Genomic DNA, 22,602 nt, shown 5'->3' with positions numbered 1-22,602 from the left:
GACCACGATGCAGCTCGGACTCATCGGCCTCGGCAGGATGGGCGGCAACATGCGCGAGCGGATACGCCGCGCCGGCCACACCGTCATCGGCTACGACCGCAATCCCGACCTCGCCGACGTGAACAGCCTCGCCGAACTCGTCGAGAAGCTCGAAGGCCCGCGTGTGGTGTGGGTGATGGTGCCCGCGGGCGGTCCGACCCAGTCCGTCGTCGACGAACTCGGCGATCTGCTGGAGGCCGGCGACACCATCGTGGACGGCGGCAACTCCCGCTGGACCGACGACGAGAAGCACGCCGAGCAGCTGGCGGCCAAGGGCATCGGCTTCGTCGACGCGGGCGTCTCGGGCGGCGTGTGGGGCCTGGAGAACGGCTACGCCCTCATGGTCGGCGGCGACGCGGAGAACGTCGCCAAGGTGCAGCCGATCTTCGACGCGCTCAAGCCCGAGGGCGACTTCGGGTTCGTGCACGCGGGCAAGGTCGGCGCCGGCCACTTCTCCAAGATGGTCCACAACGGCATCGAGTACGCCATGATGCAGGCCTACGCCGAGGGCTGGGAGCTGCTGGAGAAGGTCGACTCCGTCACCGACGTGCGCGAGGTCTTCCGGTCCTGGCAGGAGGGCACGGTCATCCGCTCCTGGCTGCTCGACCTCGCCGTCAACGCCCTGGACGACGACGAGCACCTGAACAAGCTGCGCGGCTACGCGGAGGACTCCGGCGAGGGCCGCTGGACCGTCGAGGCGGCCATCGACAACGCCGTCCCGCTGCCCGCGATCACCGCGTCGCTCTTCGCCCGCTTCGCCTCCCGGCAGGACGACTCGCCGCAGATGAAGATGATCGCCGCCCTGCGCAACCAGTTCGGCGGCCACGCCGTCGAATCGGCGAAGTAGGCGTCATGGGCGACCTGCTGCTGGTCCGCCACGGCGAGACCGAGTGGAGCGTGTCGGGGCAGCACACCAGCTGGACCGACCTGCCCCTGACGCGGCACGGCGAGGAACAGGCCGCGTCCCTCGCCCCGCTGCTCGCCGGCCGGACCTTCGCCCTCGCGCTCACCAGCCCGCTGGCCCGCGCGCTCCGCACGGCGGAACTCGCGGGCCTGTCCGGGGCCGTACCGGACCCGGACCTGCACGAGTGGGACTACGGCGCGTACGAGGGCGTCACGACCGTCGAGATCCACCGGACCCGGCCCGACTGGTTCCTCTGGGACGACGGGGTGCCGCCCGGTCCCGACGGTCATCCCGGCGAGTCCCCCGAGGAGGTGGGACGACGGGCCGACCGCGTGCTGGCCCGGGTGGCGCCCGCCCTCGGGGACGGGGACGTGGTGCTGGTCGCCCACGGACACTTCCTGCGTGTGCTCACCGCCCGCTACCTGGGGCTTCCGGCCTCCCACGGGCGGCTCTTCCAGCTCGCGACGGGCACGGTCGGGCGGCTCTCCACCGAGCACGAGCGCCCGGTCGTGGCCGAATGGAACAGCCCAGGAACTTCTGTGCCGGTCCACTAGTTCCCACGGTGCTGTAGCAACCGAAGAGGTCCCGGCCCGCCCCTCCCGGCGGGCCGGCCCTCGACAACGTATGGAGTTCTCATGGCCCTGTGGGACCGCATCAAGGAGTCCGCGTCGACGATGCAGACCCAGCTCGTGGCGAAGAAGAACGACCTCACGAGCGGTGCCTTCCGCGACGCGAGCATGGCGATGTGCGCGCTCGTCGCCGCCGCCGACGGCTCGATCGACGCCTCCGAGCGGCAGCGGGTGAGCCAGCTGATCGCCACGAACGAGGTGCTGAGGAACTTCGACGCCGCCGACCTCCAGCGGCGCTTCGACGACAACCTGAACAAGCTGACGGCCGACTTCGCCCTGGGCAAGGTCAGCGTCCTCCAGGAGATCGCCAAGGCCAAGAAGAAGCCCGCCGAGGCCCGCGCCGTGATCCAGATCGGCATCGTCATCGGCGGAGCCGACGGCGACTTCGACAAGGACGAGCAGGCCATCGTGCGCGAGGCCTGCTTCACGCTGGACCTGCCGCCGCACGAGTTCGACCTGTAGCCGTACCTACGCCGCCCGCCCCGGCCCCGTCCGCCGAGGGAGCGGCCGCAGTTCCCGGCCCGGGTCACCGCAGCGCGCGGTGTCCCGGGCCTCTGCGCTGCCAAACGCGCCGTCCCGGCCTCCGGCGTCCTGGTCAGCGGACGGGACGCGAGGCGTGCTGCGCCGCGAGCCGCACCGGGGCGTTCACCGCTCCGTAGCCGCGGTAGCCGCCGTCGCGCTGGACGAGTTCGAAGAAGACGCGGCCGACGGTCTCGGTCCAGCAGTGGCGGAACTCCCCTTCCGCGTCACGGTCGTAGAGGATGCCGAGTTCGCGGTACGTCGCCAGCTCGCCGTCCGTGAACTCGTACCGGGCCGCCAGGTCGTCGTAGTAGTTCGCCGGGATCGGCAGCAGGCGCCCGCCCGCGGCCCGGAAGCGGCGGGCGGCGGCCACCACGTCCGCCGTGGCCAGCGCGATGTGCTGGGAGCGGGCGCCGTCGTCGGCGGGGCCGGGGCCCACTCCCAGGGCGATGCGGACGCTGCCGCCGGCGTCGGTGACGGCGCGGCTGCGGTGCAGGCCGTAGGGGTCCGCCACGTCGACGCTCTCCTGCGCGGCGAGTCCGAGCACGCTGCGGTGGAAGAGGGCGGCCTCGTCGAACTGGTGCCAGGGCTGGGTGAGCGCCAGGTGGTCGATGCGCTCGACGGGCCCCGGCGCCGAACCACCGGTAGCGCCGGACGGGCCCGGTCGCTCGTCCGTCCGCTCGAAGTCCTGCGTCCAGCTGGGGAGTTCAGGGCGGTTGGTGGCACAGAAGAAGAGTTCGGTGCCGTCGGGGGCGGACACCGCGTCGAGCGGCGCGTCCTCGGGAGCCCGGCGGCGGGGCAGGACCGGCGCGAGGAGGGCCTCGGCGCGACGGGCGGCTCCCGCGGGGTCGGGCGACTCCAGGCCGACGGCGGCGAGAGCGGTGCCGTCACGGCGGGCCTGCGGTCCCGTGTTGAGCAGGACACGGGCCTCGCCCTGCTGCCAGAGGTCGACAGGCTTGCTGCGGTGCCGGGCGGTGCGGGTGAAGCCGAGGGCGCCCAGGACCGCCGAGACGGGTTCGGCGTCGGGGGTGACGAGTTCGGCGAAGGCCACGCCGGTGGGCACGACGGGTGCCGGCGGCGCGGCGAGACCGGCCGCCTCCTGGAGGACGAGCAGGGAGCGCTGGGCGTCGACGGCGGTCGGCCCGGCCTCCGCCTGGCGGAAGACGTCGTTGAACACCTCCAGGGAGAGCGGACCCCGGTATCCGGCGCGCATCACGTGGCCCAGCAGTCCGGCCAGGTCGAAGCCGCCCTGGCCGGGGAAGCAGCGGTAGTGGCGGCTCCACTGCAGGACGTCCATGGCCATCAGGGGGGCGTCGGCCAGCTGGAGGAAGAAGATCTTCTCGCCGGGGATGTCCTCGATGCCCTTCGGGTCGGAGCCCCGGGCGAGGATGTGGAAGCTGTCCAGGCAGGTGCCGAGGGCGGGGTGGCCGGCCGCCTCGACGATGCGCCACGCGTGGTCGTAGGTGTTCACGTGACGGCCCCACGCGAGGGCCTCGTACGCCACGCGGATGCCGAAGTCCCGTGCCACGTCGGCCAGAGCGCTCAGCTGCCCGGCGGCGAGCGCGTCGTCGTCGACGGCCAGGGGGGAGACGCTGGAGCACACCAGGACGGTGTCGGCGCCGAGCCGCTCCATGAGCGCGAACTTGTGCCGCGCCCGGCGCAGATTCCGCTCGAACTCGTCCTCCGGCACCGCCTCGATGTCGCGCATCGGCTGGTAGAGGTCGATGCCCAGACCGAGGTCGGCCGTGCGGGCGCGGATCTCCTCGGGGGTCAGCGGGCTCGCGAGCAGGTCGTTCTCGAAGATCTCGACGCCGTCGAAGCCCGCCCGGGCCGCGGCCGTGAGCTTCTCGGTCAGGGATCCGCTGAGCGAGACGGTGGCGATGGACGTACGCACGGGCTGCTCCTTCGTCGCTGGTGATTCGGTCCGGCCGGACGGGGGTCCGACACCGGGGGGCGCGTGCGGGCCCTGCCCGCGCGGTCAGCGCCGGGCTCCCGCCCCGTCCGCCAGTTCGGCGATGTCCGCCAGCATCCGGGCGGTGTCGGGTTCTCGCCCCGTGAACAGCCGGAAAGCGTCCGCCGCCTGGAAGACGGCCATGCCGCCGCCGTCGAGGGTCGCGCAGCCGATCGCGCGGGCGGCGCGCAGCAGTTCGGTGTCCAGCGGCCGGTAGACCACCTCGGCGACCCACAGTTCGGGGCGCAGCAGCCCGGCAGGCAGGGGAAGGCCCGGGTGTGCGGCCATCCCGGTGGGGGTGGCGTGCACGACCCCGTCGGCCCGGGTCAGCAGCGGGGCCAGCGCGTCCGGCGTCGCGGCCCCGGCGCGCCCCTCGCCGAAGTGGCCGTTGAGCGCGGCGGCGAGCCCGGCGGCACGGTCACCGAGTGCGTCGACGACGCTCACGTGCCCCGCGCCCAGCGTGAGCAGGGCGTGGGCGACGGCAGCGCCCGCGCCTCCGGCCCCGAGCTGCACGACGCGCTCCAGCGGGGCGTCGGGCAGTCCTCGGGCGAAGGAGGCGGCGAATCCGGTGACGTCCGTGTTGTGTCCGACCGCGCGGCCGTCCTCGAAGACCACGGTGTTCACCGCGCCGAGCGCCTCGGCCTGCGGGGAGAGTGCGTCGAGGTGGGGGATGACGAGCTGCTTGCAGGGATGGGTGACGTTGAGCCCGTCGAAGCCGAGGGCGCGGGCGCTCCGCACGAGGTCGCCCACCGCCTCCGGTCCCCCGTCGAACCGGTCGACGTCGATGAGCCGGTACAGGTAGCGCAGCCCCTGCCGGTCGGCCTCCCGCTCGTGCAGCCCGGGGCTGAGGGAGGGTCCGATGCCGGAACCGACGAGGCCGACGAGATACGAGTCCTGGGTCACGGCGGCCTCCTGAGCGATGCCTTGCCTGGCGTACGACGGTGCGCGTCGGGTCCGCGCCCGCCGCTAATGTACGAACTAGTACGTTAGTAATAGCAGGATCTCGTGGCGGCGGGAACCCCCACCCGAGCCTCGTCCGGCAGCCGGCCCGGACGGAGGGCACCCCCCGGGTACCGCTCGACGCGTCCCGCCCCGGCCCCTCCACCCTCCGAGACCGGCGGCCACGGGGCGGCGGCCTGCTTCTACAATCGCGAGCACTGGCCCCCGCCCGAAGGAACCCGATGACCAGCGTCGAAGAACCGGCACGACCCAACGGCCGTATTCGCGACGCCGCGCGTACCAGGGCCGAGATCCTCGACGTGGCCACCGAGGAGTTCGCGCGCGCCGGCTACACGGGCGCCCGCGTGGACGAGATCGCCGCCCGCACCCGCACCACGAAGCGGATGATCTACTACTACTTCGGCGGCAAGGAGCAGTTGTTCACGGCCGTCCTGGAGCGGGCGTACTCCGTGATCCGGCAGGCCGAGCAGGAGTTGGACGTCGAGCACCTGGACCCGGTCGCGGCCATCCGCCGCCTCGCCGAGGTCACGTTCGACCACCACGAGAGGCATCCCGACTTCATCCGCCTGGTGAGCATCGAGAACATCCACGGCGCCGAGCACATCGCCGCGTCCGAGGAGCTGGGCAGGATCGGCTCGCCCGCACTGGACGTGATCCGCCGCATCCTGGAGGCGGGCCGCAGCTCGGGCCTGTTCACGGCCGACGTCGACGCCGTGGACCTGCACGCGATGATCAGCGCGTTCTGCTTCTTCCGGGTCGCCAACAGGCATACCTTCGGCGCCCTGTTCGGCCGTGACCTGGTCGCCTCCGGCCGGCGCGAGCACTACCGCACCATGCTCGGCGACATGGTCATCGCCTATCTGACGGCCGACCGCTCCGCGGACTGAGCTCGCCGCCGCCCGGCCACCGACCCACCATCAACAGCGCGCCCGAGCTGCGCTTTCGCCGCCGGTCGTCAGCCGAGGGGCGATCAGCGGACCGCGGGCCGGGGGCCGGCATGGGCCCCGAGGTCCCCCGGCGCGACCTCTTGACAGGACGGAAACGCGGGCGCAACATCCGTAGCCAATCCGCTACTAACTATCCAGTGGGTTAATTAGCCGGGGCGCGCACCCGGCGCAGCCGACCCGCACACCCCAGGGATCCGGCTCCTCCCCCTCCGTCACTCCCGTCCCCGGAGTTCCCTCGAAGGAGCACGCCGTGCCTGCCCCCGCCACACCGCTCGACGCCCCTCCCGGCCAGCCCCGGAAGGCCGCCATGGCCGCCTGGATCGGCAGCGCCCTGGAGTACTACGATTTCTTCATCTACGGCAGCGCCGCCGCGCTGATCTTCCCCAAGGTCTTCTTCGACGAGTCGGACCCGGCCACCGCGACGCTGCTGTCGCTGGCCACGTTCGGTGTCGCCTACGCCGCGCGCCCGGTCGGCGCGCTGTTCCTCGGGCACTTCGGCGACCGCGTCGGCCGCAAACGGATCATGGTCTTCACACTGATGCTGATGGGCCTCTCCACGTTCCTCATCGGCTGTCTGCCGACCCGGAGCCAGGTGGGCGACCTCGCGCCGGTCCTGCTCGTGCTGTGCCGGGTGCTCCAGGGCATCTCCGCGGCCGGCGAGCAGGCCAGCGCCAACTCCATGTCCCTGGAACACGCTCCGGCGGACCGGCGCGGCTTCTTCACCAGCTTCACCCTCAGCGGCACCCAGGGCGGGCAGCTCCTGGCGACCCTGGTCTTCCTGCCGATCGCCGCGCTCCCCGAGGACCAGCTCCTGTCGTGGGGCTGGCGCGTCCCGTTCTGGCTGAGCGTCGCGGTCGCCGTCGTCGGCTTCGTCATCCGCCGCACGCTCCAGGAGACCCCGGCCTTCACGCAGCAGGCCGCCACGGAAGGCGTGGTCCGGCTGCCGCTGGCCGTGCTGCTGCGCGACCACCGCGCGGACGTGCTCCGGGTCGTCGCGGGCGCCGTCATCGCCTCCGTGAGCACGATCTTCACGGTGTGGGCACTGGCGTACGCGACCAGCGACGCGGTCGGCATGTCCCGCTCCGGGATGCTGTGGGTGGGCGCGCTCGCCAACGTCGTCGCCCTCGGCGCCATCCCGCTGTGGGCGACGCTCTCCGACCGCATCGGCCGGCGTCCGGTCTTCCTCGTCGGCGCCGTCGGCAGCGCGGTCGCCATGTTCGGTTACCTGTGGGCCATCTCGACGGGCTCCTACCCGCTGGTGCTCGTGCTGGGCATCGTCGCCTTCGGTGTCGTCTACAGCGCCGCGAACGGCGTGTGGCCCGCCTTCTACGGCGAGATGTTCTCCACCCGGGTGCGGCTGTCCGGCATGGCCATCGGCACCCAGATCGGCTTCGCCGTGGCCGGGTTCGCCGTCACGTTCGCGGCGCGGATCGCCGGCCCGGACGGCGACTGGTCCGCCGTGGCCCTGTTCACGGCGGCCCTGTGCGTCCCGCCGGTCATCGCCGCCGTCACCGCCCGCGAGACGCACAAGGTGCCGACCGAGGAACTCGGCGTGCGGACGCCGCGCACGGCCTCCCGACAGGAGTCCGTCCCCGCCTGACCGTCCCGAGGCCGCCCGGTCCCCCGACCGCACACGGCAGTTGGGGACCGGGCGCGACGACGGACCCCTCAAGTCCCGTCTCCTGTACGGTTGTTCAGGACGCCGGCGACATCCGACACCCTTCGTCCGTCGCCCCCGTCGCCCGGCACGGACCGTCGCTCAGGTGGTCCGCCCGGGCACCGAATCCCTCACACCGGAGCGATCAAGGCGCCGCTACGGGCGGACACCGCACGCCCGGCGTCGTAGAGTTCGACTTCGCGCACACCGGCCGGGTTCAGGGACGGCCGGTGTGCGCGGAGCGCGCCGCCCCACGGTGAGGGCGGCGAACGACACTCGGCACCACGGCTCCCCCGGCCCGCTCACACGAGAGCGCGCGGAGCTGCCGGCGAACTCCAGCGCGGCGAGAGCCACTTGGCAGCGGTCACGCCCCGCGGTCGACACTCGCGTCCAGCAAGGGGCCCAGCTCACGGGCCACGGTCGTCAGGGCGCGTACGTCCTGTTCGGTCCTGGCGATCAGCAAAGCGCCCTCCAGCGCGCTGATCATGAGCGTCGCGAGGGGCTCGGCCCGGTCGGCCGGTACGCCCATGTCCGTCAACGCCCCCGCCACCGGCCCGGTCCAGGACGCGAACGCGGCGGCGGCGGCGGTGCGGGTGGACTCGGTGGATCCCACGCAGTCCACCGTCGCGGCGGCCACCGGGCAGCCCGACGCGAAGCCGAGCGAGCCGTACTCGTCGGTCCACTGCCGCACCATCGCGGCGAACAGCCCACTCGGGCTCGGTTCGTCCAGTTCGACGAGGAAACGCGCGACGCGCCGTCCGGCGTAGCGCCCCGCCCAGCCGACCGCCTCGTTGACCAACTGCTCCTTGCCGCCCGGGAAGTAGTGCTGGAGCGATCCGCGTGGCGCGCCCGCGTGCGCGGCGACGTCCCGCATCCCGGTGGCGGTGACGCCCTGGCGGCGGATGAGCTGGGCCGCGCTGAAGACCATCCGCTCGCGCGGCCCCCGCTCGGAATCCTTCATGTCCGACCTCCCGTCGCGCCCGCGTCACTCTCGCCCGGCCGGACCGGGCGTCCGTGGAAGCCCCCGGGCACGGGCCGCCGGGCGGCCCGGCGGGAAACGTCCACTCCCACTATGACAGCTGTCATGAAGCTGGCTACTATGACAGCTGTCATAGTCGGCGAGCGGTGGCCCACGGGCCGGCCGGAGAAGGCGGTGCGTCGTGCGGGTGGGATTCCTCGGTCTCGGGGTCATGGGGCAGCCGATGGCCCTCAATCTGGCCCGGGCCGGTACGCCCCTGATCGTGTGGAACCGCACCGCCGCCAGGGCGGAGCCCCTGCGCGCCGCGGGTGCCGACGTCGCCGCCGGTCCCGCCGAGGTCCTGGCCCGCGCGGACGTCACGTTCCTGATGCTGGCCCACGAGACGGCCACCGACGAGGTCCTCGGCCGCGGCACCCCCGGCTTCGCGGCCCGCGTCGAGGGGCGCACCCTCGTGCACATGGGCACGACGTCACCGGAGTACTCGCGGGAACTCGGAGCCGACGTGCTGGCGGCGGGCGGCCGTTACGCGGAGGCGCCCGTGTCGGGTTCCCGGGTGCCCGCCCAGGAGGGACGGCTCGTGGCGATGCTGGCCGGGGACGAGGCGACCGCGGCGGCCGTACGCCCGCTCCTCGCCCCGATGTGCCACGAGACGTTCGACTGCGGTCCGGTGCCGAACGCCCTGCTGATGAAGCTCTCGGTGAACCTGTTCCTGATCACGCTCGTCACCGGTCTCGGCGAGGCCTTCCACTTCGCCGAACGGCAGGGCCTGGACCGGAAGTTGTTCCTCGACGTGCTCGACGCGGGCCCGATGGCGAGCGGGGTCTCCCGGATGAAGGCGCCCAAGCTGCTGACCGGGGACTTCTCGGTCCAGGCGGCCGTCCAGGACGTACTGATGAACAACCAGCTGATCGCCGGGGCCGCCCGCCGGGCGGGGCTCGCCTCGCCCCTCCTGGACGTCTGCCACGCCCTGTTCGGCGAGGCCGTGTCGCAGGGGCACGGGGGCGCGGACATGATCGCCGTCCTGCGCGCGATCGAGGCCCGGACCGACGCCGGCGCGAGGTCCGACGACGGCCGGGACGCCTCGCCCGGCTCCGGGTCAGCGCTCGCGCGGGATGCCGTACGCGCGCTCCACCCGCAGCCGTAGGACGAGACGGCGGTCGCGGACCATCGCGGCGCGGTAGTCGTCCCAGTCCGGGTGCTCGCCCTGGACGTCCCGGTAGAGCCGGATCAGTTCCTCGACGGTCTCGTCGTGCGGGTCCCGCGCCACGGGCGTGAGGTCCGCCGTGCCCTCGGCCACCGTGTACGCCCACCGGTCGTCGCTGGTCACGTGGTACGACGCCCGCGGGTCCCGGCGCAGGTTCCGGGTCTTGGCGCGGTCGTCGGTGAGCGAGACCCGGACGGTCCGCTCGTCCGGGTAGTACGCGTGGTTCACGTTCGACAGCTGGGGCCTGCCGTCGCGCTTGAGGGTGACCAGCACTCCCCCGTCGTGCTCGGCGAGCAGAGCGAGCAGGGCGTCCTGCGCGTCGTCGGGCCGCCCGCCCGCCCCGGTCCGGAGCGGGGTGGTCACGTCGTTCACGTCGTCGTGCGCTTCGTGGGTCATGCCTGCTCAACGCCGCGCCGCGCGTGGGGCATTCCGCGCGGGCGAGGCCGGTCCGACAGGGCGCCCTCCCGCCCGGCCCAGGCACCGAACGGCGTCAACCGCCCGGTCGCCGCGCCGCTTCCCATGGGACCGGCGGCGGAGTAGACAGTGTCCACTCGATCCCGCCACATCCGTAGACACTGTCTACTCGGCCTGGTAGACAGTGTTTATGCATGAGCCGGAACCGGGGCTGCGGGCCCGTCTGATCCAGGTCGGGGTCGACCTGGTCACCACCGAGGGAGCGCAGGCCCTGTCCCTGCGGGAGATCGCCCGGCGCGCGGGCGTCTCGCACGGCGCCCCGCGGCGCCACTTCCCGACGCACCTCGCCCTCCTGTCGGCGATCGCGCGCCGCGGCTTCGAGGACCTGGGCGCCCGCGCGGCACAGGCGCTCGGCGACGGCGGGACGGACCCGCGCACCCGCCTGATGACGCTGGGGCGCGTCTATCTGGACTTCGCCTTCGACAACCCCGGCATGTACGAGTTGATGTTCCGTCACGACCTGCTGCGCAGTGACCAACTGGGGCTGCGTGAGACGAGCCTGCCCCTGTTCGGCGTCTGGGTGGACCTGGTCGGGGAGGCGTGCCCGCGGGCCGACGCGCCGCTCGTGGCGGGCGCGTTGTGGGCCAACCTGCACGGCATCGCCCAGCTGTGGAGCTGGGGCAGTCTGCAACTGGCCACGGGGAGCGACGACTTCACACCTCTGCTGCGGGCGGCGCTGGACGCGTATCTCGGGGCGGAGGCCCGATGACCCCGCACCGCCTGCTCGTCCTCACGAGCAGCGTCGCCGGCGCGGCGATCGTCGCCCTGGACGGCACCGTGCTGACCATCGCGCAGCCCACGCTCCGCCGGGAGCTGCACGCCTCCTTCGCCCAGGTCCAGTGGACCAGCACCGGCTATCTCATCGCGGTGGCCGCGCTGCTGGTGTTCTCCGGACGGCTCGGCGACCGCTACGGGCACCAGCGGGTCTTCGCCACCGGAGTCCTCGGCTTCGGCGCGGCCTCGGCCGGGATCGGCCTCTCGTCGGGCATCGGCTGGGTGATCGGGCTGCGTGTGGCCCAGGGCGTCTTCGGCGCGCTGCTCCAGCCGGCCACGCTCGGGATGCTCCGGGCGGCGTTCCCGCCGGACCGGCTCGGCATGCCCGTCGCGCTGCGCACCAGCGCCATCGGCGTGGCGGCGGCGGCCGGTCCTCTCGTCGGCGGGGTGCTGGTCACCCACCTGGGCTGGCGCGCGGTCTTCTTCCTCAACGTCGTGCCGGCCCTGGTGCTCGGCGCGCTGGCCCTCGTCGTCCGCGCCCCCGCCCCGGCCGTTTCCGCGCCCGGCGACGCGGAAGGCGCGGGTGGCGCGCCCGGCGCGGGGACGGAACCCACCCCGCTCGACGTGCCCGGCGCCTGTCTGCTCGCCACCGCGCTCGCCCTCCTGGTGCACACGCTCGTCGGCACCTCGACGGGGAGCGGCGCGACGGGCACCGTGCTCGGACTGCTCGCGGTCCTGGTGCTGGCAGCCGGGTTCGTCCGCCACGAACGGCGCACCGAAGGCCCGCTGCTGCCCGCCGAGATCGTCGGTTCGGCGACCATCGGCGCGGCGCTCGGCATCCTGGTCACCGCGTCGGCGGCGATGCTCGGCGCCCTCTTCGTCGGGACCTACTTCCTCCAGGACGTCCTCGGGCTCGACCCGCTCCAGAGCAGCCTGCGCGCCCTTCCCGGACCCGTGATGATGATCCTGGGCGCACCGGTCGCCGCGGTCGTGATGCGGCGCTTCGGACCCCGGCGGACGGCCCTCGCCGGGACGGCGCTCCTCACCGTCGGCATCCTCGCGCTGTCCCGGCTCGGACCGGGTTCGGGCGCCCCGCAGATCGGGTTCGGCTTCCTGCTGCTCGGCGCCGGCTTCGGGACGGTGATGGTCACGGCGACGGCCGTCGTCGTGCGGCAGGTGTCCCCGGGGTCGGCCGGTGTCGCGGGCGGGCTCCAGCAGACGGCGATGAACGTCGGACCCACGGTCGGGGTGGCCGTCGCGACCACGCTGATGACGCATACCGGCGTCGAGATGGGCCCCGCGCTGACCGTCCTCGCCGCGGTCTCCGCCCTGGGGCTCCCGCTCTCCCGCGCCCTGCCGGGACGGCCCGCCGTCACCGCCGCGGCGACGGCGGCCGTCGCCCCGGGGGCGCATCCGCCACCGCGCGTGGGGGAAGCCCCGTAGGACCCGGTGATCTCTGGGTACAGGACCATCAAGGTCAGCCAGTCCACGAGCCGCAGCCCGGAGGAATGCCATGGGAGCCCTGCAGCAGGAGGTCGAGCCCGGCGAGGCCGGACTCGATCCCAAGGCGCTCGTCCGGCTGGACGAGCACTTCGCCCACCTCGTCGACTCGGGCCGCCTGCCCGGGTACCTGGTGTCCGTGTCCCGGCACGGCCGCGTCGCGCATCTGACGGCGTACGGCCACCGCGACCTCGCGGCGCACCTGCCGGTCACCACCGACACGCTGTGGCGGATCTACTCGATGACCAAGCCCGTCACCTCGGTGGCCGCGCTGATGCTGCTGGAGGAGGGACGAATCGCTCTGGACGACCCGGTCGGCCGCCACCTCCCCGCCTTCGCCGACCCGCGGGTCTACGTGGCGGGCGAAGGAACCGGGGTCATAACCCGGCCTGCCGCCCGGCCCCTGCTGGTCCGGCACCTGCTGACGCACACCGCCGGTCTGACCTTCGGCTTCTACCGCACGCATCCCGTCGACGCGCTCTACCGGGCGGCCGGAGTGCGGACGTCGGTGGTCGAGGGCACGGACCTCGCCGCGACCTGCGAGGTCTACGCGAGTCTGCCGCTGCAGTTCGAGCCGGGCACCCGGTGGAACTACTCCGTCGCGACGAACGTCCTCGGCCACCTGGTCGAGGTGGTCTCGGGGCGGCCCCTCGACGCGTTCTTCGCCGAGCGGATCTTCGGCCCGCTCGGGATGACCGACGCCGGGTTCCACGTGGACGAGGAGCAGTCCGGACGGCTCGCCGAGCTGTACGGAGAGGACGGCGAGGGCGGCATCACGCCGATCCCGGGCCTGCCCCTGCACGGCCGGCCGCGGCTGCTGTCCGGGAGCGGCGGCCTGGTGGCCACCGCCCGCGACTACCACCGCTTCATGGAGTTCCTGCGCCGCCGGGGCGAACTCGACGGCGTCCGGCTGCTGACCCCCGGGACCGTGGACCTGATGACCTCCAACCACCTCCCGGGCGGCGTCGACATCCGCACCCACGGCAGCCCCGGCCACGACGAGCCCGGCAACGCGGGCCTCGGCTTCGGCCTCGGGGTCTCGGTCGTGACCGACCCCGCCGTCACCGCGGCCCCGGCGGGCCCGGGCACGTACGGCTGGAACGGCGTGGCCAGCACGACGTTCCTGGTCGACCCGGGCCGGGACCTGACCGTGCAGTTCATGACCCAGCTGCGTCCCACCGGGTCGCACACGGTCTTCCCCGACGTCCGGCGCCTGGTGCACGAGGCGGTCGTCGACTGAGAAGCCTGCCCGCCGCCCGGGACACGGGGCCGGGGTCCGGGGCGCCCCCGTCACTCCTCGGCGGCGCCCGCCTTCGCCGAACCGCAGAAGACCGCCTCCTGCCGGGCACCGTCCAGGTGGGGCAGGTAGTGGTCGAGGCGCTCGCGCTTGGTGAGCAGGTAGGCGAGGTTCTCCTCGCAGGGCGGGATCAGCAGCGGGACCTGCTCGGTGACCCTGATGCCGTGCCGCAGCAGCGCCTCGCGCTTGCGCGGGTTGTTCGACAGCAGCCGCACCGACCGCACCCCGAGGTCGTGCAGCATGTCCGCCGCCACCCGGTAGTCGCGGGCGTCCACCGGAAGCCCGAGGGCGAGGTTCGCCTCGACGGTGTCGAGGCCCTCCGCCTGGAGCTTCATCGCCCGCAGCTTGCCGAGCAGACCTATCCCCCGGCCCTCGTGGCCGCGGAGGTAGACGAGGACCCCGCGGCCCTCCGCGACGATCTCCCGCAGCGCCGTGACGAGTTGGGGACCGCATTCGCAGTGGGTGGAGCCGAACGCGTCCCCGGTCAGGCACTCGGAATGCAGCCGGGTGAGGACCTCCTCCTCACCGATGTCCCCGTACACCAGGACCATCTGTTCCTCGCCGCGGTGGTGATCGAGATAACCGACGGCCTGGAAATCCCCGTACACCGTGGGCAAGGGGGCGGTCACGACTCGGGTGACACCCGTGGAGTGGGCATTTCCGCCGAGCACGCCGACGTTCTCTGTCATGATCTGTTTCCTATCTGCCGAGCGCGAACGCGGGCGGTACGAGACGAAAGGCCGGGACAACATGAGCACTTCGGGCATCGAGCCGACGGAGGCCGGGACGGTACCGGCGGGGAATTCCGCGTCGCCCGCCGGAAACCAGCCTTTCCCCGGTCGCGACTTCCCGACACCCCTGCCCAACTCCCTGGCCCCGTCGGACACTTCGGAAGACGTACGCAATCGCCGGGACGGTGTGCGCCGCGAGGTCGCCGTCCTGCCGGTCGGCAGCTTCGAGCAGCACGGCGCCCATCTGCCGCTGGCGACCGACACCTTGGTGGCCTGCGCGATCGCCCGTGAGATAGCCGCTGCCCATCCCGTCCACCTCCTCCCTCCGGTGACCATCTCCTGCTCCCACGAGCACGCCGGATGGCCGGGGACCGTCAGCATCTCCTCCGTCACCCTGCACGCGGTAGTACGGGACATCGCCGAATCCCTGCGCCGGTCCGGGGTCGACGCCCTGGTCCTGGTCAACGGCCACGGCGGAAATTACGTGCTGGGCAATGTCGTTCAGGAATCCGTCGGCAGCGGGACGCGTATGGCGCTTTTCCCCGCCCCCGAGGACTGGGAGGCGGCGCGCGTCGCGGCCGGTGTACAGACCTCCCTGCTCAGCGATATGCACGCCGGGGAAATCGAGACCTCCATCCTTCTGCACACTCATCCGGAGTCGGTGCGGCCGGGTTACGAGACCACCGATTTCCTCGCCGACGACCGGCGGCATCTCCTCACCACCGGCATGGCGGCCTATACCGAGTCCGGTGTCATCGGGCGGCCCTCGCTGGCCTCCGCCGAAAAGGGAAAGGCACTGCTGGCGGAGCTGGCCGACTCCTTCGACGCGTATTTCTCCCTGCTCACCTCGGACGCGGTGCTCCCCGGGGACACGGCCGCCGACCGTCGCCGGCCGTGACGCGCCGCCGGCTTCGGCCGGGCGGGAGGTGAGCGCGGGAAGGGCGCGGGAGACACGGGGTGGCCGCGCAGGTGCCCGGCACCGGGCACGGCCACCGGGACGGCCCCGCGCACGGCGGTGGCGGGAACGGCCCCCGGCGTACGCGATGGGCCGGTCGGCTCGTACGACGGGACGGGCCGCGCGGGTCCGGTGACCGGGGCGGGACGGACCGCCGTCGCACCGGACCCCGCGTCCTGGACACCGGGCGGGACGAGGTCCGGCACGGCACTGGCGACGCGGACCGGGCCGGCCTCCCGGGCGGAGCGCGCCCCGGCGGGAACCGGCTCGCCCACGAGGACGGCGCTCACCCCCGCGAGCGGCGGAACGGACTCCGGACCGGTGCTCGTCCCGGTGACGGCGGGGGACGGGTGGGGCTCCGCGAGCGGGCGGGCCGGGGCCACGGTGGCCGCCCGGGAGGCGAAAGAGTGCCCGCCGGGGCGCCGGACTCCGGCGTACCAGCGGACGACCAGCACGAGGACGCCCGGCAGGGCCGCCACGAAGCTGAGCACGCCGTACACGACGGCGACGGTCAGTCCCGTGCTCGCTCCGAGGCCCGCCGCGCCGAAGGCCCAGGCGGTGACGCCCTCCCGGGGACCCCAGCCGCCGATGTTGAGCGGCAGGCCCATGGCGAGCAGCGCCAGCAGGGCGAGGGGCAGCAGCTCGGCGGCGGACGCGGTGGATCCGGCGACCCGGGCGGCGAGCAGGAACATGGCGAGGTGGCCCGCCAGCACCACCGTCGAGGACACCAGCACGCCGGACCGGCTGCCGCGGCCGAGGAGCGCCTGACGGGCCTCGGCGAGGGCGGCCCGTACCGCGCGGCGACGCGAGGAGGAGCCGGGAGTGCGGCCCATCCGGACCGCCGCCAGCACCGCGAGGGCGCCCAGCGCGGCCGGCGCGAGCAGCCCCGTGAGGTGACGGGCCTGCTCCAGCACCGGCGAGGGCTGGGTGAGCAGGACCGCCGCGCCGAAGACGACCAGGACCGCCTGGCCCGCCGTCCGTTCGAGGACCACCGCGCGGACGCCGCGGCCGAGGTCGCCGGCGCTCTGCCCGTGCCGTACCGCGCGGTGGACGTCGCCGAGGACGCCGCCGGGCAGTGCGGCATTCAGGAACAGGGCCCGGTAGTAGTCGGCGACGGCCGCGCCGAGCGGAAGCCGGAGGCCGAGGCCGCGGGCGACCAGGCGCCAGCGCCAGGCGCTGAACACGGTGGTGAGCAGGCCGAGGCCGAGCCCCAGGAGGAGCGCCGGCCCGTCGACGCGCCGCAGGCCGTCCAGGAAGACACCGGTGCCGAGCCGCCACAGCAGCACGGCCATGATGGCGGTTCCGGCGACCGTGCCGAGATGGGCCCGCACGAGCCGGAGGCCCGCCCGCCCGCGGCCGCCCGGCGCACCGGTCCGGCCCCGCGACGCCCGCGCCTGCGGACCTGTCCCGGCGTCGGGCGCACCCGTGCCGTCCGCCAGGTCCTCGGGCCGCGCCTTCCCGAGGCCGGCCGTCCCGCGGGAGCGGTGCCCGGCCCCCGTCGGACCGGCGTCGGAGTCCAGCAGCCCGACGGACCCGGGCCCGCTCACCGACGGCCGGAGCGTCTCCGCCACCTCGGGCGCTCCCGCTCCCGTCCGCGCCCCCCGTGTGTTCATGAGTGGCCGCCCTCCGGTCCCGGCAGTGCCAGGAGGTCGGTGTGCTGGACGTCGACCAGCAGCTCGCCCGCCTCGCACGCGGCGAGACGGCGGCGCAGAAACGCCTCGGCGGCGTCGGCCAGCTCGGGCCGCTGCTCGACGGCCGCCGCCACCCAGCCGCGCAGCCACTCGGCGGTCAGCGCGGCGTGCGCGGCGCCGAGCCGCCAGGGGCTCGCGTGCTCGCGTACCGTCGCGCCGTGCCGGACGAAGGTCTCGCGGGCGACGCTGACGGCGTCGGGTCCGAGGAGTCCGCCGCGCCGCTGGTGCGCGTTGAAGGCGTCGGCGATCTCGTCGTCCAGCGGGTCGGCCGGGGTGAGCCGCACACGGCCCGCGACGGACAGGGTGAGCAGCGCCGGGCAGCCCGCGTCGACGCAGGCCGCGGCGAGCACCTCCACCTCGTCGCGGGTGAGCACGTCCAGCAGGGCGGACGCCGTCACCAGGGACGCGCCGGCCAGCCCGTCCGCGGTGAGCCGTCCGATGTCGCCGCGCTGCGTGGTGACGGTGACCGGGCTGCCGTCGGCGGCGGCGCGGGGTGCCCGCACGCTGGCGAAGTGCAGCAGGTAGGGGTCGCGGTCGTGCAGGACCCAGTGCTGGGGGCCGTCGAGCAGTGGCGCGAGCCAGCGGCCCATGGAGCCGGTCCCGCAGCCGAGGTCGTGGACGACCAGGCCGTTGCCCCCGCGCGACAGGTCGGCGAGCCGCGTCCGCAGCGGGCCGAGCAGGTCGTGCGCCCGGGCGGCGGCGTCCGCGGCCTCCCGCAACTCCAGCCAGCGGGGCGCGAACCGGGGGACCTCGACGGATTCCTGACCCGCGGAGTCCGTGTCGTCCCCGTGCGCGTCGGCCGCCCGCGTCCGTTCCGGTGATCCTGACGGAGTCGTCACGTTCATGCCGCCCTCCGCGGTTCCTGCCCGAGGTGTTTGAGGACGCCCGCGAGGCTCCGTGCCGTCGCCGCCCAGCCGCCGAGAGCGGCCCGGCGTCCCCGTGCGGCCGACTTCAGCCGGCGCCGCACGTCGGCCTCGCCGAACCAGCCGCGCAGTTCGGCGGCCAGGGCGGCCGGGTCCTCAGGCGGTACGAGGATGCCGGGCACCCCGCCGTCCGGGGCGCGGCCCACCGCTTCCGGGACTCCGCCGACGTCGGTGGCCAGCACGGGGATTCCGCGCGCGAGGGCCTCGGTGACCGCCATGCCGTACGTCTCGGCGTAGGAGGTGAGGACCATCAGGTCGGCGGCGGCGTAGCTCGCGTCGAGTTCCGCGCCGGCCTGCGGTCCCGCGAGGCGCAGCCGGTCCTCGAGTCCGAACTTCGCGATGAGGGAGCGGAGTTGGGTGACGTACTCCGGGTCGTGGCCGAGCGGGCCGACGCAGACGCAGTTCCAGGGCAGGTCGGTGACGGTCGCGAGGGCCTCGACCAGCCGGTGCTGGCCCTTGCGGGGGGTGACCGCGGCGACGCACAGCAGTTGGGAGACGCCGTCGGTGCCGGCCGCGAGGGGGGCGATGTCGGCGCCGGGGACGGCGACATGGACGCGCTCGGGGGCGAGTCCGTGGTGGGCGACGAGCCGGCGGACGGCCCAGTCGCTGGTGGCCACGACCGCGGACACGGCCCGCAGCGTGGTGCGTTCCAGCGCGTCCAGCTCCGCCGCGACGGCGGGAGCCAGTCCGCGTTCGTCGCCGAGCGGCAGGTGCACGAGGACGGCCAGCCGCAGCCGCCCGGCCTCGGGGACGACGACCTCGGGGACGCCGCAGGCGACGAGGCCGTCCAGCAGGACGACGGTGCCGTCGGGCAACTCCGCGAGGGTGCGCGCCAGTTCGGCGCGGGCCGCGGGCTCCGGCCGGGGCCAGGAGCCCGCGACGGCGTGCCGGCGGACCTGCCAGCCGAAGCCGGGCAGGTCGAGACAGACCCGCCGGTCGTAGGCGTTGCCGCCGCTCGGCGCGGTGGGGTCGTCGACGCCGCCGGGCATCACGAAGTGCACGGAGCTGAGGGACATGGGGATGATCTCGGCGTTCTTCAGGGCCGCGTGCTGTACGGGCACGTAGTCGAGGCGGCCCTCGGCGGCCTGTTCCAGGGTCACGTCGGTCACAGGCCACGCTCGTAACTCGCCCACGCGATGTGCGACTCGTGCAGCGTGACGGTGATGCCGGCGAGGCCGCGGGCGCCCTCGCCGAGCGCCCCGGCGTGCACGCGGTCGGCGAGGCGGTCGGCGATCACCTTGGCGAGGAACTCCGTCGAGGTGTTGGTACCGGCGAAGTCGGGCTCGTTGTCGAGGTTGCGGTAGTTCAGCTCGCTCACCACGGCGCCGAGCTCCTGTGTGGCCAGTCCGATGTCGACGACGATGTTGTCGTCGTCCAGCTCGGCGCGCCGGAAGGTGGCGTCCACGAGGAACGTCGCACCGTGCAGGCGCTGGGCGGGTCCGAAGACCTCGCCCTGGAAGCTGTGGGCGATCATGAGGTGATCGCGGACGGTGATACTGAACAACGGACGACCCTCCAGGTGCGGTGCGTCTGATCCCCTGCCGGGGGCCATGCCGTGTAGTACGGCTGGCCCGTTCGCGTTGTTCAGCCGCCCGTTCTCCTTCTTTCCGGGGCCCTCGCGGGGTTTCCCATGAGGTCAGGCGGCCGTGCGGGGAATCAGCCGGCTCGGTAACGGACTCGGTGGCACAGCCCCGGGATCTCACCGGAGGCGAGCCGGGGCAGGACGTCGGGCAGCTCCTCGAAGGCGCACTCGCCGGTGATCAGCGCGTCGAAGGCGGGATCGGCGAGCAGTTCGAGGGCGAGGGCGAGCCGGTCGGCGTAGCCGCGGCTGCCGCGCCGGGCCGGGGAGACGGAGCCGACCTGGCTGCTGCGCAGGACGAGCCGGCGGGAGTGGAACGCCTCGCCGAGCGGCACCCCGACCCTGCGGTCGCCGTACCAGCTCAGTTCGAGCACGGTCCCCTCGGTGACGGCGAGTTCGAGCGACCGGGCGAGGCCGGCGTCGGTGGCGCTGGCGTGGACGACGAGGTCGCGGTCGCCCGCCGCGTCCTCGGGCAGGGCGAAGTCGGCACCGATCGCCCGGGCGACCTCCGCGCGCGCGGGGTTCGCGTCGACGAGCTGGACGCGTACGCCGGGGAACCGCGCGAGCAGCGCCGCGACCGAGGAGCCGACCATGCCGCCGCCGACCACGGCGATGCGGTCGCCGATGAGGGGGGCCGCGTCCCAGAGGGCGTTCACGGCGGTCTCGACGGTCCCGGCGAGGATCGCCCGGCCGGCCGGGACGTCGTCGGGGACGACGGTGACGGAGCTCGCGGGGACGACGTAGCGGGTCTGGTGCGGAGCGAGGCAGAAGACGGTCCTGCCGAGCAGGTCGGCCGGGCCCTCCTCCACCTCCCCGACGCTCAGGTAGCCGTATTTCACCGGGCCGGGGAAGTCGCCTTCCTGGAACGGCGCCCGCATGGCGCCGTACTGGCTCTCCGGCACCCCGCCGCGGAAGACGAGGGTCTCCGTGCCCCGGCTGACCCCGGAGTACAGCGACCGCACCAGGACCTCCTCGCCGGTGGGCGCGGACAGGGCCGACTCCCTGATCTCGCCGTGTCCCGGGGACCTGAGCCAGAAGGCGCGGGCCGTGGGTTGCATGTGCGTCCTCCTGAACGATCGGCCGACTCCCCACGTACGCAGCTGTGAGAAGTCGCGGACAACGTACGCGGCGTTGATCGAATCTGTCACTCGGCCGGAGGGTGAGCGGTGGCCCTGAACAACACGTACGACGCGAGGCTCGCGCAGCAGGAGACGGCGGTGGGAGCCGGCGCGCAGCTGCTGCTCCTCGCGTTCCTGGGGGCGGCGATCGGGCTGGGACCCGCGGGCTGGCTCACGGGCCTGGCCTTCGGGATCGCGACCTGGGCCGTCCTGAACCGGGCCCTGCGCCGTTCGCAGCCGCTGCCCTTCGGGCCGGCGAACCGCGTCACCCTCGGCCGGGCGATCCTGGTCGGTGGTGTGACCGCGCTGGTCGCCGACTCCTTCGAGAGTTCGCCGCCGCTGACGCTGTTCGTCGGTCTGACGGCGGTGGCGCTCATCCTGGACGGTGTGGACGGCAAGGTGGCCCGCCGGACCGGCACCTCGTCCGCGCTGGGCGCCCGCTTCGACATGGAGGTCGACGCGTTCCTGATCCTCGTGCTGAGCGTGTACGTCGCCATGGCGCTGGGGCCGTGGGTGCTGCTGATCGGCACGATGCGGTACGTGTTCGTGGCGGCGGCGCGGGTCCTGCCGTGGCTGAACGGCGCGCTGCCGCCGAGCATGGCGCGCAAGACCGTGGCGGCGCTCCAGGGTGTCGTGCTGCTGGTCGCGGCGGCGGGCGTGCTGGCCCGCCCGCTGACGTTCGCGCTGGTCCTGCTGGCGCTGGCCCTGCTGAGCTGGTCCTTCGGGAGGGACATCGCGTGGCTGTGGCGGACGGCGGCCCGCCGGGCCGGGAGTGCCGGGTACGGGGCCGCGGTGCCGTCGCCGGTTCGCGCGGCCGAGGTCAGCGCTGCCGGGCGAGGAAGGTCTTGACCTGCTTCCACACGTCCGGCTGCTGGGTGAGGATGTCGTTCCCGTGGGCGGCTCCCGGCACCAGCCGGAGTCTCCCGCCCCGCGACCTCTTCGCCAGCCCGTGCAGTTCCTCGGCGTCCTCGCCGAACGTCCCGTCGCCGCGCGCCGCCACCAGGTAGAGGGGCATGGTCAGCCCGGGCACCGCCTCCGTGGCGTCGAGGCCGTGGTAGAAGCCGGGGCCGGAGAGCGAGACGACCGCGGCCACCTCGGGCTCGATCTCCGCGGCGGCGACCAGCGAGGCGGTACCGCCCTTGGAGGCCCCCATCAGGATGATCTTCTCGGCCCCCTCGTGCCGCAGCCGGGCGGCGGCGGCCACGAGTTCCGGCACCTCCGACCCGCTGCTGTCGACGGCGAGCACGCGGTACCCGTCCCCGGCCAGCTCGTCGGCGGCCGGGACCCAGGAACAGACGTTGTTGTTCGACTGGTGGGACAGGACGACGCCGGCGGCACCGCTGCCCGTGGCGTAGCCGCCGACCTCGTTGCCCTCGGTGTCCTCGAACGTCACCGATCTCTTGAGCTGCTTGCCGGTCAGGCACCCGAAGTCGTCGGCCGCGTCCTCGGCCGTCGAAGTCGCCGTCGCCGGTTCGCGGCCGGTGCGGTCGTCGGTGCCCCCGCCCCCGTCGTCGCAGCCCGACAGCGCGAGCGCCGCCGCGCAGACCGCCGTGACGGCGGCCAGGACCGGTCGCTTCATGTCTCTCCCCCCGCAGGAAACTCGCCGCAAGCTAACGGCCGGGCGGGACCGCGTCAACGGAATGGACGGGCCCGCCGCCGCGAAGGGGGCGGCCCTGTCGTGCGAGGGGGCGCCCGGAGGGGCGCACAGCCGTCGTGCGCCCCTCCGGGCGCCTGTCACTTCCGCCACGACTTTCCCACTGATCACATTTTTTGTTTCCCGTCACGTACATCCCTTTTGTGGGCGTGGGTACTCCGGTGCCACTCACATCAC

21 protein-coding genes and 1 pseudogene are annotated in these 22,602 nt (G+C 73.7%); 11 read left to right on the top strand and 11 right to left on the bottom strand.

Going from position 1 to position 22,602, the window contains the following annotated elements; translation table 11 throughout:
- The first annotated feature begins 7 nt into the window (after positions 1-7).
- From gnd to ACZ4VA_RS27860, 3 genes are all read left to right on the top strand, one after another.
- Positions 8-886: a phosphogluconate dehydrogenase (NAD(+)-dependent, decarboxylating) gene (gene gnd / locus ACZ4VA_RS27870; RefSeq protein ID WP_356171585.1), complete on the top strand. Its 879-nt coding sequence runs from the start codon at positions 8-10 to the stop codon at positions 884-886.
- A 5-nt stretch (positions 887-891) separates the two neighbouring features.
- Positions 892-1,497 (top strand): histidine phosphatase family protein, encoded by a 606-nt coding sequence (locus ACZ4VA_RS27865; RefSeq protein ID WP_468082874.1) that lies wholly within the window; start codon positions 892-894, stop codon positions 1,495-1,497.
- 81 nt (positions 1,498-1,578) lie between these two features.
- Positions 1,579-2,034: a tellurite resistance TerB family protein gene (locus ACZ4VA_RS27860; RefSeq protein WP_355795345.1), complete on the top strand. Its 456-nt coding sequence runs from the start codon at positions 1,579-1,581 to the stop codon at positions 2,032-2,034.
- A gap of 133 nt (positions 2,035-2,167) precedes the next feature.
- Here the strand turns inward: ACZ4VA_RS27860 and ACZ4VA_RS27855 are convergent, their stop codons facing one another.
- Together ACZ4VA_RS27855 and ACZ4VA_RS27850 are read right to left on the bottom strand one after the other, a co-directional pair.
- Complete coding sequence (locus ACZ4VA_RS27855; RefSeq protein ID WP_388902816.1) at positions 2,168-3,985, bottom strand: bifunctional sugar phosphate isomerase/epimerase/4-hydroxyphenylpyruvate dioxygenase family protein; 1,818 nt, start codon at positions 3,983-3,985, stop codon at positions 2,168-2,170.
- 84 nt (positions 3,986-4,069) lie between these two features.
- Positions 4,070-4,945 carry a shikimate dehydrogenase gene (locus tag ACZ4VA_RS27850; protein WP_356171569.1) on the bottom strand — a complete coding sequence of 292 codons (876 nt, stop codon included), beginning with the start codon at positions 4,943-4,945 and terminating at the stop codon, positions 4,070-4,072.
- 278 nt (positions 4,946-5,223) lie between these two features.
- On the opposite strand from ACZ4VA_RS27850, the gene ACZ4VA_RS27845 reads away from it, so the two are divergent.
- Both ACZ4VA_RS27845 and ACZ4VA_RS27840 read left to right on the top strand, forming a co-directional pair.
- Positions 5,224-5,889 (top strand): TetR/AcrR family transcriptional regulator, encoded by a 666-nt coding sequence (locus tag ACZ4VA_RS27845; protein WP_355794116.1) that lies wholly within the window; start codon positions 5,224-5,226, stop codon positions 5,887-5,889.
- A 367-nt stretch (positions 5,890-6,256) separates the two neighbouring features.
- The gene (locus ACZ4VA_RS27840) at positions 6,257-7,549 is read left to right on the top strand and encodes an MFS transporter (protein WP_468083005.1); all 1,293 of its coding nucleotides are present in this window, start codon (positions 6,257-6,259) and stop codon (positions 7,547-7,549) included.
- A gap of 421 nt (positions 7,550-7,970) precedes the next feature.
- Here ACZ4VA_RS27840 and ACZ4VA_RS27835 read toward each other — a convergent pair whose 3' ends face one another.
- Positions 7,971-8,567 (bottom strand): TetR/AcrR family transcriptional regulator, encoded by a 597-nt coding sequence (locus tag ACZ4VA_RS27835; RefSeq protein WP_468082871.1) that lies wholly within the window; start codon positions 8,565-8,567, stop codon positions 7,971-7,973.
- Positions 8,568-8,766: 199 nt separating this feature from the next.
- Between ACZ4VA_RS27835 and ACZ4VA_RS27830 the strand changes: the two genes are divergently transcribed.
- Entirely contained in the window at positions 8,767-9,729 is a 963-nt protein-coding gene (locus ACZ4VA_RS27830; RefSeq protein WP_355793459.1) for an NAD(P)-dependent oxidoreductase, read from the top strand.
- Here the strand turns inward: ACZ4VA_RS27830 and ACZ4VA_RS27825 are convergent.
- Positions 9,682-10,185 (bottom strand): TIGR03618 family F420-dependent PPOX class oxidoreductase, encoded by a 504-nt coding sequence (locus ACZ4VA_RS27825; RefSeq protein ID WP_468082868.1) that lies wholly within the window; start codon positions 10,183-10,185, stop codon positions 9,682-9,684. The two genes, ACZ4VA_RS27830 and ACZ4VA_RS27825, sit on opposite strands and share 48 nt — an antisense overlap.
- A gap of 208 nt (positions 10,186-10,393) precedes the next feature.
- Between ACZ4VA_RS27825 and ACZ4VA_RS27820 the strand changes: the two genes are divergently transcribed.
- The 3 genes from ACZ4VA_RS27820 to ACZ4VA_RS27810 all read left to right on the top strand — a co-directional run bounded on the left by ACZ4VA_RS27820 (position 10,394) and on the right by ACZ4VA_RS27810 (position 13,717).
- On the top strand, positions 10,394-10,972 hold the full coding sequence (locus tag ACZ4VA_RS27820; RefSeq protein WP_355793455.1) for a TetR/AcrR family transcriptional regulator: 579 nt from the start codon (positions 10,394-10,396) through the stop codon (positions 10,970-10,972).
- The gene (locus ACZ4VA_RS27815) at positions 10,969-12,420 is read left to right on the top strand and encodes an MFS transporter (protein ID WP_468082866.1); all 1,452 of its coding nucleotides are present in this window, start codon (positions 10,969-10,971) and stop codon (positions 12,418-12,420) included. The genes ACZ4VA_RS27820 and ACZ4VA_RS27815 overlap by 4 nt, the downstream gene beginning before the upstream one ends.
- 70 nt (positions 12,421-12,490) lie before the next feature.
- On the top strand, positions 12,491-13,717 hold the full coding sequence (locus tag ACZ4VA_RS27810) for a serine hydrolase domain-containing protein (protein WP_356237901.1): 1,227 nt from the start codon (positions 12,491-12,493) through the stop codon (positions 13,715-13,717).
- Positions 13,718-13,767: 50 nt separating this feature from the next.
- On the opposite strand, the gene ribA is transcribed toward ACZ4VA_RS27810, so the two are convergent.
- A complete protein-coding gene (ribA, locus tag ACZ4VA_RS27805; RefSeq protein WP_355794089.1) occupies positions 13,768-14,463 on the bottom strand; it encodes a GTP cyclohydrolase II in 696 nt (231 codons plus the stop codon).
- Here ribA and ACZ4VA_RS27800 point away from each other — a divergent pair.
- Complete coding sequence (locus tag ACZ4VA_RS27800) at positions 14,462-15,403, top strand: creatininase family protein (RefSeq protein WP_356237900.1); 942 nt, start codon at positions 14,462-14,464, stop codon at positions 15,401-15,403. The two genes, ribA and ACZ4VA_RS27800, sit on opposite strands and share 2 nt — an antisense overlap.
- Before the next feature lie 581 nt (positions 15,404-15,984).
- Here the strand turns inward: ACZ4VA_RS27800 and ACZ4VA_RS27795 are convergent.
- The 5 genes and pseudogenes from ACZ4VA_RS27795 to ACZ4VA_RS27775 all read right to left on the bottom strand — a co-directional run.
- A pseudogene (locus tag ACZ4VA_RS27795) lies at positions 15,985-16,752 on the bottom strand (lysylphosphatidylglycerol synthase domain-containing protein); the annotation flags it as partial.
- A 317-nt stretch (positions 16,753-17,069) separates the two neighbouring features.
- Positions 17,070-17,996: a class I SAM-dependent methyltransferase gene (locus tag ACZ4VA_RS27790; RefSeq protein ID WP_468082863.1), complete on the bottom strand. Its 927-nt coding sequence runs from the start codon at positions 17,994-17,996 to the stop codon at positions 17,070-17,072.
- Complete coding sequence (locus ACZ4VA_RS27785) at positions 17,993-19,183, bottom strand: glycosyltransferase family 4 protein (RefSeq protein WP_356237898.1); 1,191 nt, start codon at positions 19,181-19,183, stop codon at positions 17,993-17,995. Before ACZ4VA_RS27785 ends, ACZ4VA_RS27790 begins: the two co-directional genes overlap by 4 nt.
- Complete coding sequence (locus ACZ4VA_RS27780) at positions 19,180-19,578, bottom strand: 6-pyruvoyl trahydropterin synthase family protein (RefSeq protein WP_356171545.1); 399 nt, start codon at positions 19,576-19,578, stop codon at positions 19,180-19,182. Before ACZ4VA_RS27780 ends, ACZ4VA_RS27785 begins: the two co-directional genes overlap by 4 nt.
- Before the next feature lie 152 nt (positions 19,579-19,730).
- Entirely contained in the window at positions 19,731-20,711 is a 981-nt protein-coding gene (locus ACZ4VA_RS27775) for a zinc-dependent alcohol dehydrogenase (protein ID WP_356171542.1), read from the bottom strand.
- Positions 20,712-20,819: 108 nt separating this feature from the next.
- Between ACZ4VA_RS27775 and ACZ4VA_RS27770 the strand changes: the two genes are divergently transcribed.
- Positions 20,820-21,620: a CDP-alcohol phosphatidyltransferase family protein gene (locus ACZ4VA_RS27770; RefSeq protein ID WP_355792186.1), complete on the top strand. Its 801-nt coding sequence runs from the start codon at positions 20,820-20,822 to the stop codon at positions 21,618-21,620.
- Here the strand turns inward: ACZ4VA_RS27770 and ACZ4VA_RS27765 are convergent.
- Complete coding sequence (locus ACZ4VA_RS27765) at positions 21,592-22,350, bottom strand: alpha/beta hydrolase (protein WP_356237897.1); 759 nt, start codon at positions 22,348-22,350, stop codon at positions 21,592-21,594. The two genes, ACZ4VA_RS27770 and ACZ4VA_RS27765, sit on opposite strands and share 29 nt — an antisense overlap.
- Between the last annotated feature and the right edge of the window lie 252 nt (positions 22,351-22,602).

Source organism: Streptomyces sp. NPDC028308 (assembly GCF_055565855.1).
The sequence above is the reverse complement of the archived record's forward strand: the minus strand, read 5'-3'. Positions and strand labels throughout refer to the sequence as shown.

What these genes read in the sequence shown, in the direction of transcription:
- ACZ4VA_RS27815 (WP_468082866.1), top strand. Translation starts at nt 10,969, where the DNA reads ATGACCCCGCACCGCCTGCTCGTCCTCACGAGCAGCGTCGCCGGCGCG.
- ACZ4VA_RS27765 (WP_356237897.1), bottom strand. Translation starts at nt 22,350, where the DNA reads ATGAAGCGACCGGTCCTGGCCGCCGTCACGGCGGTCTGCGCGGCGGCG.
- ACZ4VA_RS27800 (WP_356237900.1), top strand. Translation starts at nt 14,462, where the DNA reads ATGATCTGTTTCCTATCTGCCGAGCGCGAACGCGGGCGGTACGAGACG.
- ACZ4VA_RS27865 (WP_468082874.1), top strand. Translation starts at nt 892, where the DNA reads ATGGGCGACCTGCTGCTGGTCCGCCACGGCGAGACCGAGTGGAGCGTG.
- ACZ4VA_RS27825 (WP_468082868.1), bottom strand. Translation starts at nt 10,185, where the DNA reads ATGACCCACGAAGCGCACGACGACGTGAACGACGTGACCACCCCGCTC.
- ACZ4VA_RS27810 (WP_356237901.1), top strand. Translation starts at nt 12,491, where the DNA reads ATGGGAGCCCTGCAGCAGGAGGTCGAGCCCGGCGAGGCCGGACTCGAT.
- ACZ4VA_RS27820 (WP_355793455.1), top strand. Translation starts at nt 10,394, where the DNA reads ATGCATGAGCCGGAACCGGGGCTGCGGGCCCGTCTGATCCAGGTCGGG.
- ACZ4VA_RS27775 (WP_356171542.1), bottom strand. Translation starts at nt 20,711, where the DNA reads ATGCAACCCACGGCCCGCGCCTTCTGGCTCAGGTCCCCGGGACACGGC.
- ACZ4VA_RS27840 (WP_468083005.1), top strand. Translation starts at nt 6,257, where the DNA reads ATGGCCGCCTGGATCGGCAGCGCCCTGGAGTACTACGATTTCTTCATC.
- ACZ4VA_RS27860 (WP_355795345.1), top strand. Translation starts at nt 1,579, where the DNA reads ATGGCCCTGTGGGACCGCATCAAGGAGTCCGCGTCGACGATGCAGACC.
- ACZ4VA_RS27845 (WP_355794116.1), top strand. Translation starts at nt 5,224, where the DNA reads ATGACCAGCGTCGAAGAACCGGCACGACCCAACGGCCGTATTCGCGAC.
- ACZ4VA_RS27835 (WP_468082871.1), bottom strand. Translation starts at nt 8,567, where the DNA reads ATGAAGGATTCCGAGCGGGGGCCGCGCGAGCGGATGGTCTTCAGCGCG.
- ACZ4VA_RS27790 (WP_468082863.1), bottom strand. Translation starts at nt 17,996, where the DNA reads ATGAACGTGACGACTCCGTCAGGATCACCGGAACGGACGCGGGCGGCC.
- gnd (WP_356171585.1), top strand. Translation starts at nt 8, where the DNA reads ATGCAGCTCGGACTCATCGGCCTCGGCAGGATGGGCGGCAACATGCGC.
- ribA (WP_355794089.1), bottom strand. Translation starts at nt 14,463, where the DNA reads ATGACAGAGAACGTCGGCGTGCTCGGCGGAAATGCCCACTCCACGGGT.